General features: G+C 67.8%; 13 protein-coding genes and 2 pseudogenes. 4 read left to right on the plus strand and 11 right to left on the minus strand.

Going from position 1 to position 12,890, the window contains the following annotated elements:
- Positions 1-281 precede the first annotated feature (281 nt).
- Positions 282-1,522, plus strand: a protein-coding gene (locus IE206_RS39585; protein ID WP_189971224.1) for an IS3 family transposase whose coding sequence is annotated in 2 segments (ribosomal slippage) — positions 282-612 and positions 612-1,522 — 1,242 coding nt in all. Because the reading frame shifts where the segments join, the coding sequence is not laid out codon by codon here.
- 21 nt (positions 1,523-1,543) lie between these two features.
- On the opposite strand, the gene IE206_RS39590 is transcribed toward IE206_RS39585, so the two are convergent.
- On the minus strand, positions 1,544-2,011 hold the full coding sequence (locus tag IE206_RS39590) for a GNAT family N-acetyltransferase (protein ID WP_189971153.1): 468 nt from the start codon (positions 2,009-2,011) through the stop codon (positions 1,544-1,546).
- A gap of 590 nt (positions 2,012-2,601) precedes the next feature.
- On the opposite strand from IE206_RS39590, the gene IE206_RS39595 reads away from it, so the two are divergent.
- Positions 2,602-2,802 (plus strand): CsbD family protein, encoded by a 201-nt coding sequence (locus IE206_RS39595; protein ID WP_189971155.1) that lies wholly within the window; start codon positions 2,602-2,604, stop codon positions 2,800-2,802.
- Between the two features lie 28 nt (positions 2,803-2,830).
- Positions 2,831-3,022 (plus strand): DUF6381 family protein, encoded by a 192-nt coding sequence (locus IE206_RS39600; RefSeq protein WP_189971157.1) that lies wholly within the window; start codon positions 2,831-2,833, stop codon positions 3,020-3,022.
- A gap of 50 nt (positions 3,023-3,072) precedes the next feature.
- Here the strand turns inward: IE206_RS39600 and IE206_RS43350 are convergent, their stop codons facing one another.
- The 8 genes and pseudogenes from IE206_RS43350 to IE206_RS42980 form a co-directional block, all read right to left on the minus strand.
- The gene (locus IE206_RS43350) at positions 3,073-3,204 is read right to left on the minus strand and encodes a hypothetical protein (RefSeq protein WP_264198455.1); all 132 of its coding nucleotides are present in this window, start codon (positions 3,202-3,204) and stop codon (positions 3,073-3,075) included.
- Between the two features lie 1,584 nt (positions 3,205-4,788).
- Positions 4,789-5,169 carry a helicase associated domain-containing protein gene (locus IE206_RS39605; RefSeq protein ID WP_189971159.1) on the minus strand — a complete coding sequence of 127 codons (381 nt, stop codon included), beginning with the start codon at positions 5,167-5,169 and terminating at the stop codon, positions 4,789-4,791.
- 32 nt (positions 5,170-5,201) lie between these two features.
- Positions 5,202-5,434 (minus strand): annotated as a pseudogene (locus tag IE206_RS39610) (pyridoxamine 5'-phosphate oxidase family protein); the annotation flags it as partial.
- A 125-nt stretch (positions 5,435-5,559) separates the two neighbouring features.
- Positions 5,560-6,375 (minus strand): ExeA family protein, encoded by an 816-nt coding sequence (locus IE206_RS39615; protein WP_189971161.1) that lies wholly within the window; start codon positions 6,373-6,375, stop codon positions 5,560-5,562.
- Positions 6,372-6,650, minus strand: a complete 279-nt coding sequence (locus tag IE206_RS39620; RefSeq protein WP_189971163.1) for a hypothetical protein — start codon at positions 6,648-6,650, stop codon at positions 6,372-6,374. Before IE206_RS39620 ends, IE206_RS39615 begins: the two co-directional genes overlap by 4 nt.
- Entirely contained in the window at positions 6,647-8,011 is a 1,365-nt protein-coding gene (locus IE206_RS39625) for a DDE-type integrase/transposase/recombinase (RefSeq protein ID WP_189971165.1), read from the minus strand. The genes IE206_RS39620 and IE206_RS39625 overlap by 4 nt, the downstream gene beginning before the upstream one ends.
- Before the next feature lie 103 nt (positions 8,012-8,114).
- The gene (locus tag IE206_RS39630) at positions 8,115-8,699 is read right to left on the minus strand and encodes a DUF6431 domain-containing protein (RefSeq protein ID WP_189971167.1); all 585 of its coding nucleotides are present in this window, start codon (positions 8,697-8,699) and stop codon (positions 8,115-8,117) included.
- An 83-nt stretch (positions 8,700-8,782) separates the two neighbouring features.
- A pseudogene (locus IE206_RS42980) lies at positions 8,783-9,022 on the minus strand (transposase); the annotation flags it as partial.
- Positions 9,023-9,504: 482 nt separating this feature from the next.
- Here IE206_RS42980 and IE206_RS39640 point away from each other — a divergent pair.
- The gene (locus IE206_RS39640; protein ID WP_189971169.1) at positions 9,505-10,011 is read left to right on the plus strand and encodes a hypothetical protein; all 507 of its coding nucleotides are present in this window, start codon (positions 9,505-9,507) and stop codon (positions 10,009-10,011) included.
- An 87-nt stretch (positions 10,012-10,098) separates the two neighbouring features.
- Here IE206_RS39640 and IE206_RS39645 read toward each other — a convergent pair whose 3' ends face one another.
- Together IE206_RS39645 and IE206_RS39650 are read right to left on the minus strand one after the other, a co-directional pair.
- Entirely contained in the window at positions 10,099-11,112 is a 1,014-nt protein-coding gene (locus IE206_RS39645) for a methyltransferase (RefSeq protein ID WP_189971171.1), read from the minus strand.
- A 140-nt stretch (positions 11,113-11,252) separates the two neighbouring features.
- Positions 11,253-12,881: a hypothetical protein gene (locus IE206_RS39650; RefSeq protein ID WP_189971173.1), complete on the minus strand. Its 1,629-nt coding sequence runs from the start codon at positions 12,879-12,881 to the stop codon at positions 11,253-11,255.
- Positions 12,882-12,890 lie beyond the last annotated feature (9 nt).

Consider the following 12,890-nt stretch of genomic DNA (forward strand, 5'->3'; position numbering starts at 1 on the left):
GTCTGTCATCCGCTCATGCGGAGAGGCTTTGCAGGTCGCACCAGTGGTGGTGGGTCTTCCCTGCGTCGATACCGGCCCAGATCGCGGCCATTTGGTTCCTCCGTGCATCGAGCTGTACGCATCAACGACAGACGACGTCGCTGTCGATTCCCTACAGAGCGATCTGTTCGCAATTCCTAATTGGCAGCCGAGTCGTCGTGGGGCGACGGGCGGCCAATCATCGCGAGCCATCAGTGGCAAAGCACTACAAGCCACACCCGTCACCCCTGGGAGGGCCAACCATACGAAGGGCTCGCCCTGTCCCGCAGGAGAGCGTAGGGAAGCACTACCCCTCCGAGTTCAAGGCGGACGCGGTCGCGTTGTACCGGTCGCGGCCCGGAGCGACGATCAAGTCGGTCGCCGAGGACCTCGGGGTCAACACCGAGACACTGCGCAACTGGATCCGCGCCGCTGACGGACGCCGCCCCGGTGCCCACTCCGTGCCGTCAGCCACCGTGCCGGCCCGGGGGCAGAGCCCGGCGGACGCGGAGGTGGCCGCGCTGCGCAAGCGGGTCCGCGAGCTGGAAGAAGAACGCGACATCCTGCGCAAGGCGGCCCGGTATTTCGCCGGGGAGACGCGCTGGTGAACCGCTGCCAGTTCGTTGACGACCACCAGCGCCGCTACGGCGTCAAGCGGCTGTGCACCATCCTCGGCATCGCCCGTTCCAGCTTCTACTACTGGCGCAAGACCGCACCGGACCGGGCCGCCCGTCACGCCGACGACGCCAAGCTCGCGGGGCGGATACGTGCCGTCCACGCCGGCTCGGACGGCACCTACGGCGTCCCGCGCATCACCGCCGAACTCCACGACCAGGGCGAGCACGTGAACCACAAGAAGGTCGCCCGGATCATGCGGGGCATCGGGCTGGCCGGCCTGCGGCTGCGCAGGAAACACCGCACCACCATCCCGGATCCGGCCGCCGTGAAGGCCGCCGACCTCATCGGCCGCGACTTCACCGCCGACCTCCCGAACACCAAGTACGTCGGCGACATAACCTACTTGCCCGTGGCCGGAGCGAAGCCTCTCTATCTGGCGACCGTGCTCGACCTCTACTCACGCCGCCTGGCGGGCTGGGCGATCGCCGACCACATGAGGGCCGAACTCGTCATCGACGCCCTCGCCGCCGCCGAGCGCACGCGCGGCAGCCTCAACGGCGCCATTTTTCATAGCGATCACGGCGCCCAATATACGAGTGCCGCGTTCGCTGATGCCTGCACCGCCGCGGGCGTGACCAGGAGCATGAGCGCCGTCGGCAGCAGCGCGGACAATGCCACCGCGGAAAGCTGGAACGCGGCCATGAAACGAGAGACGCTCAAGGGCGCGAAAGCATGGCCCACCACCCGTCACGCGAGGCTCGCGGCATTCCGCTGGGCGAACCGCTACAACACCGTCCGCCGGCACTCCCGACTCGGACAACGCTCCCCACTCGCCTACGAAAACCTCTTCAACGAACCGTCAACTACACTTCAGCAAGCCGCATAACCCCGTGTCCAAACTCCGGGGTCAAGGTCCAACGTCGAGACGATAGATCTGCCGCGAGCCGCCTTCCGGGCCCGGATCGGCGGCCTCGGCCGGGGTGAAACCGAGACGCTCATAGAAGACGCGTGCACCACTGGCAACGGCGCCGGGGTGGTCGGCTCCGAAGGTGACCACCTCAATGCTGCCCGGGCCCAGCACGAACCTGCGCTTTGCCTCAGCCATCAGCGCCCGGCCGATGCCCTTCCCGCGTTCCCTTTCCGAGACGACGAGCCAGTGGGCATGGTAAATGGGGGGCTTGGCGCCGAAGAGCAGGCCGCCGAGGACATCTGATCCCGAGGACACGGCGACGAGCGCCGTGGACCGGCGAATGTGCTTTTCCACGGCGCTATGGAAGCCGGGATCCTCAACCATCGGGCCGAACCAGTGCTCGACCTGGGCTGCCAAGCCGAGAAGTCCAGGGAAGTCCTGCTCTCGCGCGACTCTGACGATCATCCCGGCAGTCTGGCAGACGAGGCAAACGTTGCCTGACACGGCACTAGGGAGCCCAGCTGGCGTCGTGCCCGGGCGCTGACTGGATCTAGGGACCGCAGATTCGTGAGCACTGATTCCTGCGGCGATGGCGTTTTCCGCAGGAGATGAGCACTGTCTGACGGTGCGGATCATGAGCAGAATGCCCGAGTGGGGAGCCATCGGGGGTCGCTCTGCGTAGTACTGGTTCTGTGTTTTCCGCCGGCAGGGATTGAGGTTGTCGGCAGCAGGATCGTGTGGCGGGGCGGCTTGGGGGACGGCACTGGCGGGCCTCCGGTGGGCGCGACCGCGGGCCGTCATCAGCTCCTCCCTGCCGGGTGCGGTTGAGGGCCGGGGGAGTTGTCGGCAGGCGGTTGCGGTGGTGGGGTCCACGCCGGCATCGGGCTCAGTCGCACATGCCGAGTGCGTGCTCCTTGTAGGGGGTCGGTGGCCGGTGGTTCTGGATGGTTGCGTGCGCTTGGCCGTACTCGGGGTGCTGGCTTGTCCTGGAGGACGGAGGCTGTCGGTGGAGGCGCGCGTCCGGTGCGCCGGTTCACCGATACGGGAGTACGAGCATGGGTACGACGGGCAAGAAGATGCAGAACAAGGCGCAGGAAGCGGTCGGGAAGGCCAAGGAGGGCGCGGGCAGGGCGATGGGGAAGGACGATCTGCGGGCGAAGGGGAAGGCCGAGCAGGGTGAGGCCCGGGCGAAGGAGGCCGCCCGCCGTACGAAGGAAGCGGTGACGGAGCGGGTCAAGGGCAAGCACGGCAGTTGATCCCCCTGTCACCGGTCCAGGAGTGCGTGTGAACGTGGAAGAGGAATACCGCGCCCGTGCCCGCGACTTGCGGGCCAGGGCGGGGGAGTGGAGGGCGGCGGCTGGGCAGGCCACGGACCCGGACCAGCGACAGCGCTTCCTGGACACGGCCCGCCGGGTCCAGGAAGAGAGCGAGCAGGCACGGCGCAGGGCCGACCAGTACGCTGCCAGCCCTGCCTGACTGTTGCTCGGGCCGCCGAGGCCGTAGTGGTCGGTGCCGACACCGGGCCGTCACATCTTCGCTGTGAACCCGCCCCATGGCGTGCTCTGCCCGGCGGCACCGATCACTGACGTGATGAAGAGGGCCACGGCGTCCGAGAGGTCCACGAGCAGGCCCTGGTCCGCGAAGAGGCCGAACGCCACGCGATCCGCGCAACTCTGTGCCGTCCCGGGTCGTTGGACAGCGCACTCACAGTGGGCAGGTGGTTGGGCCGTTGACCCGAGACTCCAGGTCAGCGGCTCAACTCGCACCCTGGGCCGCATATTTCTTGGTGGTCTGGAGCGAAGCGTTCCGTCACTGGCGGGGTTGCCAGCCACCCGCCCCAGACCAAGGTCACCCTAACCGTCCTGTGCCCAGTCCGTTCCGAGTTCGGTGAGCTGCGCGAGCTGTACGTCGTGCTCCTGGCCGTCCAGGGTGATCCGTTCGGTGTGCCGACCGGGAATGACGGTTCGCTGCTCACGCTCGGCGTACTGGGCAAGCGCTGCCGGGCCCCGCGTGAACGCCTGCCTATCCCGGGTTCCTCCGGGGCGGACACCCGAACAGACTGGCACCGCCGCTCTCGTGCGCAGAGCCGCTGGCGTAGTTGAAAATGCGTCTGCGGGGGGGAGTTGTGACGTCCGGTTGGTGTCGTGGGCGGGGTTTGGGGAGTAGACCGGGGGGCAGCACGGAGTCCTTGGACGGTGGCTCTTTCTGCGGCGCTGGCTCCCTCGGGGCTGCGGGAAAGTTGCCGGGGATTGTCCCGGGACGGAGTCGGTGTCGTCTGGGGACGGCGGAGGCCACCCGGCTTGCCGGGAGACGGCTGCGTGCGCCCGGGGGAGTCGGCTCCCCTCCGCCCCCGGGCGCACTTCCCTCGGTCCGGCACCTAGAGGCTCGGGGGGAGCCCCCGCCCCGCCCTGGTAAACGGTGACGACCGTTCCGGCGCCGGTTGAGCTGCGGGATTGGCCGGTACACGCCGGGCCGGACCGCTGCGCGCCACCGGAAAGCCTCACCGGCTGTCCGCGCGTGGTGGGGGTGTCCCGGCCGCCGGGGTGAAGGCAGCCCACCCGGGAAGAGGGATGCGTGACGGCGGCCGGGACGGGGACCGGGGCGCACGTGGCCCGGCCCAGTAGGACAACGGTGCCCGGTGGTACCTGCGGTTACGTGGTGTTGGGCCACTCGTGGGCGGGGCGGCGTACGCCCGGTGTCGGGGTGCGGGGCCGGAGTGGGGCGTTGGGGGTGCGGCCGCCGTCGGGGAGGGCGGCGGCCGCGCGCGGCGGGGTACCTCGAGAGGACACCGCTCACGTTCTCGCCTGCCGCCGGTACGCCGTCACGGGGGATTACCGGGGCCGTCGAGGAGTAATGGGAGACCGTCAGCACGACTTCCGGTGTGTGAGCGGGGTTGTGGTGCCGGAGAGGCGGGCGCGTGGGCCGCAGCCGTGGTGGCGGCTGCGGCGGGGGGCGGTGTGGGTGCTGGGTGTGTCGTGCGCGGCCGGCTGGATGTGCGGTGGATACTCCTGGCAAGTCGCTCCCTGTGACCTTGCGGGGAGGCCAGTGGGGCACTGTTGTCTGCTGCGCCCTGCTGGGTCGGCGGCCTCGGCGTCCTGCCCGGGTACGAGGCCGCCGGCCGAGTGTCGGGGCCCTGCCGGCCCCGCGACACCTCTCGGCCACGGGCAAGAGGTGATGCGCAGGGGCCCCGGGGTCTGATGAGCCCCGGAGCCCCTCCTTTGCGTGCTACTTGACCAGCAGGTTCAACGAACGTCCGCAGCCCAGGTCACCCGCGCCCGGTCTGCCTGGACCCAGTCGAGTCCGAGTTCGGCGAGCCGGGCGGCGTTGAGATTGTCGCGGCGGTTCTTCTGGTTGGAGACCCATACTCCGAGGCGTTCGTCGTGGTGCTGGCCGTCCAAGGTGATGTGTTCGGTGTGCTGGCGGGGAACGAGGGTCCGCTGCTCACGCTCGGCGTACTGGGCGAGCGCCGCCAGGCTCCGCGTGAATGCCTCCCCGCCCCGAGCTGGCCCGGACTTCGCCCTGGCGTCCGGGGCCGTCCTGCGGGGCCGTACAGCCGCCTCGACCCCCGTGCACGCCCGTGCCCGTACTCGCCGTCCGTGGGGGGGGCAGGGGTTTGGGGTCACCGTCCCGGCGGCCGGGACGGTGACCTTGTATCTCAGAGGGATCCGACGATCTTGCGCGGGGTGATGCGGACAACGACGCGTTCGGCGTCGTCGGCGGATGCGGGGTTGAAGTCGGCGTAGTCCTTGCCGGTGTACTTGCGGGAGAGCTCGTCGATCAGTTCCTGGCCGCCCTCGGTGGTCATCGTTGCCGTCCCGCGGACCTCGGCGTAGGTGTAGGGGGCGTTGGCCGGACTGGTGAGCTGCTCCCGCGCGGGTCCCGGCGCAGGAGTGTTAGGCGACGCTCGTGGTGTGCATGAGGGCGACGTGGTGGTTGTGGACGGGGTGGGGTGAAAACGACCCCGGCGGCCGCAGGCTGCCGGGGTTCTCGTGGTCATGGTGTCGGGTTGGTGTTCACTCTGTCGCGACGGTCTCGGTGACGGCGGCGCGGGCGGAGGACTCGTCGACGATGCTCTTCTGCTCGGTGAACGCGGCGATCAGGGACTGCCAGGCGATGTTGTTGACGGAGCGGGGCAGGCCGCGGCTGGTGGAGTGGATCAGGTCGATCGCGTCGTCGGAGAACAGCACGTCCGAGCGGCCGGCGATGGTCAGGTGGTGTTTGACGTAGCTGGCGGTCTCGTCCTTGGTCATGGTGGGCAGCTGGTAGCTGACCGCGATCCTCTGTTCCAGGGCCGCCAGGACGCCGTGCTTCATCTTCTTGCGCAGGGTGGGCTGGCCGACCAGCAGCACCGCGAACGGCGTGGTGGAGTCCATGTCGTAGTTGGTCAGCATGCGGATCGCGTCCAGCCGCTGGTGGTCGAGGAGGTGGGACTCGTCGAGCACGAGTGCGGGGGTGCGGCCGCGTTCGTCGACCTCGGCGGCCAGCGCGGCGGACGCCTGGGCGGCCAGGGCCGCGAAGTGGTACTTCGGGGTGCCGCCCAGGCTGGTGACGATGAGGTCGTAGAGGCCGCGCATGCCGGCCTCCGGGTTGGGCTGGTAGATCACGGTGAAGCGGGCCGGGTCGAGGGAGGACACAGCGCCCTTGACCGCGACGGTCTTGCCCGCGCCGACCTCGCCGGTGAACACGCCGATCGCCCGGTGGTTGATGCACCACGCGATGCGGGCCGCGGCTTCTTTGTGGGAGTGGTGCTGGTGCAGCATCGAGGGGGCCAGGTCCCGCCCGAACGGGATCCGGGTGAACCCGTAGTACCCCTGAACGCGGTCGATCATGGAATCCTCCAGGGACAGAAACAGAACTCGGCCTGCCGGGCGGCCTGTTCGTGGGCTTCTGCGATGTCGGCGCGGTGGCCAAGGCGAACGGCGAGAGCGACCGCGCGGAGCGCGGTGCGGACGGCGGAGCCGTCCGGGATGTCGAGCGTCTCCGTGGCCCGTCGGCAGCAGGCGCCTGCCAAGGCGAGGGCCCTCCGGGCGAGTTCGTGCTCGGTGAGCATGAACAGGTCCATCTCGGGGTCGAAGTACAGTTCTTCGGCCCGGGTCGGCTTCACCGCCGGCCGCCCTGGTCGGTGTCCATCAGCGACGAGTAGTTGATGCCCTTGGCGGTGCGGACGCTGTGCTCGGCTTCGAGGATCTTGAGGTAGTCGATCCCGGTCGACGGGACCGGTTCGGCCGGATTCTCCGGGGTCGCCTTGGGGTGGGCATGGCGGCTGACCTGGTGCGGCAGGGCCTTGCCCACCGTCTTGCCCGCGGCGCGTACTTCGATGTCGCTCAGGTCGAACGGGTCGAAGACCAGCTCGACCTTGGTGCCGACCAGCATCGGGTCGACCTCGTAGGTGTTGCCGTGCAGACTGACCGTCCGCGTCTTCCTCACGGTGCGGATCTCCGACCACAAGAACGCTTCGTGCAGGTCGGCCTGGGAGGGCAGCGGCAGCGGTTTCGGAATCGAACTGGGCCATCGTTCGATGGGGGCCTGTCCGGTCTCGGTGTGCACCGCGCGGTGATAAACAGTCTCCACCCACGCCGCGAAAAGCCTGTTCAGCTCGGTGAGATGCTCAATCTCGCCGACCCGTTCGTCGTCGAGTTCGACGAGGAACTGATCCCTCACCGTCCTGAAGAACCGTTCGATTTTGCCCCGGCCCTGCGGGCGCCCGGGCTTGGAATGGGTGAGTTTGATCGCGAGGCTGGCGCAGGCCCGCAGCAGCCACGAGTCCACGAAACAGCTCCCGTTGTCGACGTAGATCGTCTCCGGGACGCCGCGGGCGGCCAGTGCCGGGCGGAGGGCGGCGGCCAGGCGGACGGTGTCCTCGGCGAACCCGAACCGGTGCCCCACGATCGCCCGGGAATGGTCGTCGATGAACGCGAACAAGTATGTCTTGCGGCCGCCGATCTTCGGCCCGTGCAGAGCGTCCCCGGTCCACAGTTCGTTGCCCCGCGTCGCCTCGAACCGGCCGAACGAGGCCGGATGGCCGCCTTCGCCGGTCCCGGTCAGCCCGGTGTTCACGAAGTGCCGCTGCAGGGTCCGGTCGGTCGGCGACCAGCCCTGCGTCGTGCGCAGGATCCGCTGGATCTGCGCGGCCGTCCGCTGCGGGTTCTCCTTCTTCAGCGCGGCCGCCAGGTCCAGCACCTCGATGGGTGTGCGAGGGGTGACCCGCGGTGGCGTCGGCACCAGTGCGGCGAACCCGCCGGCACGGTAGTGCCGCGTCCAGCGGTCCAGGGTGCCGCGGCTGACCCGCACCTGCCGGCCGAACGGGTCGGTGTGTTCCTGGGAGGCCAACTCCCGTGCCATTTTCCCGCGTTGGCGGGTCGTCAGGGTCGTGTCGATCAGTTCCTGGATCAGGCCATAGCGGAACAGGCCCACCTGCCGGGCCCGCTCCGCCCGGCGGCGGTCCGCGTCCTCACTCGGTGACATGAGCAATCCACCTCGCGTCTTGGTCGTCGTCCGCCGCCATCCCGGCGGACACGATCAAGACTCACCTCACCGCCCGGGGCCGCCCAGGGGCGGCCCGTGTTGATCAAATAGTGGTAGAAGGCGAGGTCAGGAGTCTGCCGCCGAGGACCCGGCCGGCGAACTCCCACCGCGACACCGTGTGCATCTGCGGCCACTTCGTCGCGGCCGCCCGATGGGCGGCCGCGACCGCCGACACGGCGTCCGCCACCACCGAGGCCGCCGCCTCCGGCACCACCGGATCGTCCGCGACCGTGACCAGGAGCACGGTGAAGTACCGCCGGACGTCCTCGGCCCGCTGCCTAAACCGGCGCAGCCAGCCGCGGACCGTGCCCTCCGCCCGGCCCAGATGAGCGGCGATCGTCCGGTGGCCCATGCCGAGCGCGGCTATTTCCAGCCCGGCCCCGATCACCTCGGCCGCGTCCGCCCGCCTCGGCACCACCACCTCGGCCAGCAGTACGTGCGTGATCTGGCAGCCCGAGCAGCGCGTACGGCGCGGACGCAGAAACAGCCTCGCCCCCAGATCACCACGGATCTCCCGCGGCCGTCCGTGCCCCCACGGCGCCAGCACCGCCGAGCACGACGGGCACGCCAACCGGCCCTGTCGCAGCTGCTGTTCCACCACTACGAGATCGGAGTCGACGATGAGCACTCGCTACCTCTCCGCTCGTGCACACGATGTCGTCGCACACGAACAGAGACCACACTCCCCATCAAGATCGACACTCATGCACATCAGGAGTGTCGCCAGCCACCTCCCACGTGCTCACACAGAGAGTCGGCTAACACCACGGCCAGGCGCTCACGGAAGTCGGCCAGGACGCTGTGGTGGAACCCGGGATCGTCCAGCTCCATGGACAGGGCGTACTTGAAGTCGATGCGACAGCGCACCGCCTCGGCGACCTGCCGGTCGGACAGTTCCATCAGGAACTGCAGGACGCAGACGGTGGCAAGTTGGGCTGGTGACAGGCCGGGCCGACCGTCCCTTGGCTACCACTCAGCGAAGTCCTCGTCGCTCCACAACCCGTCCAACTGGTCGCGGATACACATAGCGGTGGTGCCCTGGGGATTGCTGGCGCGGGCAACCCGCACCGTCAACTCCGGGATCGACGAGCCAGATCGGGAACGGACAGACATCTCGGATACCTCCGGTGCGGCGGATCCCTCCACGGTCCCGCCGCCCCGGCCACGAGAAGCGAATTTCGTCGAACCGGCCACCACAGCCGCATGGCCGCGCTAGCTACCCAACAGCAGCATCGAACTCCTCGCGCCCTCGCCCTGCATGCGGCGTAGCTTCCAAGATTCCCGACAGACTCAGCTACTCACCGAAGTTGACATAACACCAGGCCACACCCCCTACCACCCCGCCCGAAAACACCCCGGAAAATTCTCACTCAATCCGCAACACCCCAGCCCACCCCCACCCCCACACCCCAACTCACACCAGAGCCGAATACGTGAGCACCCCGAACGGGCGTCACGTCAGCCCTTTGACCTGCGACTTCAAGTTGGCGGAGGCTCAGTGCCACAACTTCCTACAGTACGTCGACGACGTCCGCGCAACCCTCGCCCTGGCGCTGGCTCCGTTGCGGCCGGGCGGGCTGCTCTCGGTGATGGCCCTCAACCGGCATGCAGCCCCGCTGACCGTTGCCGTCCGCGAGATGGACCTCGCCGCCGCGCTGACCGCGCTCGACACCGACCAGTCCCGGACCCAGATGTTCAACTCGGCACTGACCCTGCGCACGGCCGAGGAGATCATTGCGCACCTGGAGGATCTGGGCTGCCGCGATGTGCGGCACCACGGCGTCCGAAGCATCTGCGACTACATCACCGACGACGCCCGCAAGTACGACCCCGCCTTCTATCGCGACCTCGAACGCCTCGAACTCGCCCTGACCGACCGCCATCCGTACACGCACACCGCCTGCGCGCTCCAGCTACTCGCGCGAAAGCACGGGAAGTAATACTGGAGCGCACATCCATGAAGACCGCGATACGGGCCTTGGCGAAGACGATGTCAGCGGTTCGCCTCAGTTCTGGAAGTGTGCTGCTCAGGTTACGGGACGGGCCTCCAGGAGGGAAAGCCCCGATGAACTGATGGCAGTTTGAGCAACCGTGAATCCTGCCCGTTCCAGAAGCTCTTCATACTCTCTGACGGTTCGGTCCGTGCTGCCGAAAAGCACAAGCATGACCATGTCGCGGATGGCCGCTTCCTTTGGATTGCCCTCGTTCATCGCGCGTTCAATGAGTAGGAGGGTGCCTCGACCGTCCATTGCAGTGCGGCAGTTCTCCAGGATCCGCAGCGCCGACTCTTCGTTCCAATTATGAATGACGGACTTGAGGATATAGAGATCGGCCCCCCTCGGCACTTCGTCCAGCAGGCTCCCAGGGATGTACTCGCAGCGGTCGCCGACCTTCTGCTGCTCCAACGACCTGCGGGTGTGCTCGATGACCGAGGGCTGCTCAAAGATGATGGCCCGCAACTCCGGAAAACGGGAGACGAGTCCCGCCACTAGCGTCCCGTCACCCGCGCCGAGATCGGCAACGAGGCCACGTGCCGGGAAGGCGTATAGACCCAGAATCTCGTCCAAGGCCCGCTCGGTGTTCGTCCGCATGGTGCGGGTGAACGCGGCGGCGGCTTCAGCATTTTCGGCGAAACGCCCCCACAGACTGCTCCCGTGATGGTGTTCGAACGCCGATTCCCCGGTGCGGAGCGAGTAGTCCAAGTGAGACCAGGCATCATAATAGTCGCCGCCTGCCATCAGCGCCTGTCCGTATAAGCCGCCGGCGTCGCACTGCAGATGCCTGGCCAGGGGGCCGGCGCGAAACCCGTCCGGTGCGGCCCGCTCTACCACACCCAGCCCCTGAAGAGCGCGCAGGAAGCGTGCAAGTTCCCGCGGCGCGATGCCGGTTTCCTGACTCAGCCGCTGGATGGAGACCGGGCCATCTTTCAGTAGGTCGGGCACCCTGAACCGTACAGCTGAAGCGATCAACTGGGTAGTGATGTGGCCATCGATGATGGCCGCAAGGTGCTGTTTCTCGCCCATCGCTATCTGGGTGCTCATTGCTGCTGATCCTTATGATCGAGGGCACATCGAAGAGCCACGCTCACTTCAGGGACTGGTCTAGCTATTTGATTTTAGTACGCAAATAATCGCAAACTCCTCCACTGGCCCTCATTTTGGCCGCACCCCGCTCAGTCGCATCATGGTCCTCCATGTCTTGCATCGAGAGGACCGACCTTGACGGTCATCACGAGTTCCTCGCGCAGGCTCTCCCACTCACCGCGGTCGGCGTGGTAATAGACCTCGGAATGCCATGCCTCCACAGCTGCAACCGGGCCATCGGGACGGCGATAGGCGGGCAGTGCGCCCCAGCGGTACAGATGGCTTCCCGGGGCTTTCAGTACCCGAAGGCCACGGGGCAACGGGCTCTTGTCCACGCCGGCATTGAGCCGCGCGAAAAAGGACCGCAGATAGTCGGCATGGGCCTCTCGGAAGCCATCCCGGGCACAGGAGAATCCGAAGTCCTCCTTGATCAGGGCGATATCCACCGGCGCAGACGCCCGAAGGAGACACTCATACAACCGTTCGTCTTCGACGCCCCCAAGGGGGAACGTGACGAACGGTTCGCTCGTGAGTCCGCTGCCGAGATCTCGTCCGTACTCACGATCGTGGGGGCTCATCAGGTGGTTGTACAGGCCCCTCCGGCTGCCCTCCGCCGTTACGACTACCCAGTGCACACGAGCGGCCAGCGGACTGTCCCACCAGGCCAGCCACGCTGGGGACCAGCCGCAGCCCGCTAGGACCAGCCCATGCATCACACCGGAAAGCAGCCATGGCGCCCAGCCGAACGCCACCGAGGCCACGTCATCCGGCAGTTGGGCAACAGTCACGGCCAGCACGAGGGCCATGGAGATGTTCTCCCAGAACAGCAACCCTGAGCAGCCAGCCACCACCACGTTGAAGGCCGCTGCGCCAGCCAGGGCCGCGACCAGCGCCCAAGGACCGAAAAAGGCTGCGAGCCCCAGAGCCTCCACCACCAGGGTCGCGATATTGAGCAGCACACGGAACGGCGCCATAGCTTGGATCACACGGGCGACGGCCCGCTCGGGGAGCCAACGTGCCCACCCCCATGTGTAGGACGAGGCAACCAAGGTCTCCGTCCGGTTGCGCATGGCCCAATCCCACGGCCTCCGCCCCAGACGTAGTTTGGCCACGAACGCCACCACGTAGTGCGAGAGCAACACCGTCGAGGCCAGCACAAGCCACGCCGCCGAATCCACGGCGGGCTCCCGGTGCCCGCTCAGTAACAGCGCCACGCTGTCCGCTGCCATCCAGGCGACATACGCCTTCACGAGGCGAAGACTCGCCATTGAGTGATGAGTCCAGGCACCCAGTCGACCGCACAACATCACGACCGCGACCGGCATCAACGGGGGCCACACAAGCGCCCCAACGCAGACCGCCGCAGTCGCCAACCGGTCCCAGCGTTGCCAGTGCAAGTCGTGGGCGATGTCGAAATCCGCGGTGAGGGCCTTCCACAGCACGAGTGCCAGGGCGCACACCGGGACGAGGCCCAGCCCTCCGGCAGGGCGCTGCGGAGCCAGCGCATCCAGTATCACCAGCGGCAACACTGCCGTGACCGCCCTGGCACCCGCCTTCAGCGTGGCCGGGGCTGTCGGGTAAGCGCCGTTGATGGCCTGCTCCGGATACAGTCCGGCTCCAGCCGCGCGGGCGCCCCAGCGGACCGCCGGCGAGACGGCCCACCGATAGAGGACGAAGGCGCCCACCACTTCGGCACACAGCCGGAACAGCTGGCCCTCCGCCGTCATTGTCGCCTC

This window comes from Streptomyces violascens (assembly GCF_014649955.1).
Classification (GTDB): Bacteria; Actinomycetota; Actinomycetes; order Streptomycetales; family Streptomycetaceae; genus Streptomyces; species Streptomyces violascens.

What these genes read in the sequence shown, in the direction of transcription:
- IE206_RS39590 (WP_189971153.1), bottom strand. Translation starts at nt 2,011, where the DNA reads ATGATCGTCAGAGTCGCGCGAGAGCAGGACTTCCCTGGACTTCTCGGC.
- IE206_RS39625 (WP_189971165.1), bottom strand. Translation starts at nt 8,011, where the DNA reads ATGTCACCGAGTGAGGACGCGGACCGCCGCCGGGCGGAGCGGGCCCGG.
- IE206_RS39645 (WP_189971171.1), bottom strand. Translation starts at nt 11,112, where the DNA reads ATGAGCACCCAGATAGCGATGGGCGAGAAACAGCACCTTGCGGCCATC.
- IE206_RS39615 (WP_189971161.1), bottom strand. Translation starts at nt 6,375, where the DNA reads ATGATCGACCGCGTTCAGGGGTACTACGGGTTCACCCGGATCCCGTTC.
- IE206_RS39650 (WP_189971173.1), bottom strand. Translation starts at nt 12,881, where the DNA reads ATGACGGCGGAGGGCCAGCTGTTCCGGCTGTGTGCCGAAGTGGTGGGC.
- IE206_RS39595 (WP_189971155.1), top strand. Translation starts at nt 2,602, where the DNA reads ATGGGTACGACGGGCAAGAAGATGCAGAACAAGGCGCAGGAAGCGGTC.